Source organism: Luteitalea sp. (genome assembly GCA_009377605.1).
Taxonomy (GTDB): Bacteria; Acidobacteriota; Vicinamibacteria; order Vicinamibacterales; family Vicinamibacteraceae; genus WHTT01.
Map to the genome: position 1 here is coordinate 1 of WHTT01000275.1, position 652 is coordinate 652.

Sequence of the window (652 nt, forward strand, 5' to 3'; positions counted from 1 at the left end):
CGTGTCGTGTCGTGTCGTCTGGCGGCGGGCCTGACGTGCCGCCTGCGCCTCGGCAGTCTGCCTTCTGACGCGGCGCTCCTGCACGACGACCTTGTATGCGACGGTCATGCTCAGCGGCGGCAGGATCCACGGCAGCGCCTGCGCCGCGTGCGCCAGGTCAGCGGGGACGATGTTGGGGATGGCGTGCGCGTAGTTGATGACCGTCGCCAACGTCACTCCCCCACCGAACCCAGCCCCCGCCAGCCCCGCCCTGTCGCCCCTGTCGTGACGCGCCACCGCGATGCTGCCGAGCGCCAACGTCAGCCCCTCGAGCAGGAACGGCAGCGCCAACGCCGACACACCCGAGTAGCCGGGGATGCTTGACGCGTACTCGAAAAGGGCGACAGACGACACGACAAACGCCAGGACGGCGATGCCGACCAGCACCCGCTCCCGCGCCGGGATGTCACCTGTCATGCCGCTCTCCGCTGCCGACGCAACGGACGCCGCTCATGCTCCGACAGGCCGCCCCAAACGCCATGACGCTGCTCGGTGTCGAGCGCGTACTCGAGGCACTCGTCCGTGACGGGACAGCCGGCGCAGACCCGCTTCGCCTCCCGGACCGACCCGCCCTTGTCAGGATAGAAGGTGTCCGGGTCCGCCTGCAGGCATG

General features: G+C 69.9%; 2 protein-coding genes. Both read right to left on the reverse strand.

The genetic code is table 11. The features are described 5' to 3' along the window. A partial coding sequence (locus GEV06_28900; GenBank protein MPZ21861.1) for a DUF2637 domain-containing protein occupies window positions 1–456 on the reverse strand: 456 nt, incomplete at its 3' end. Beyond that, window positions 453–652 (reverse strand): WhiB family transcriptional regulator (locus tag GEV06_28905; GenBank protein ID MPZ21862.1); only part of this gene is annotated, 200 nt, incomplete at its 5' end. The genes GEV06_28900 and GEV06_28905, both read right to left, overlap by 4 nt.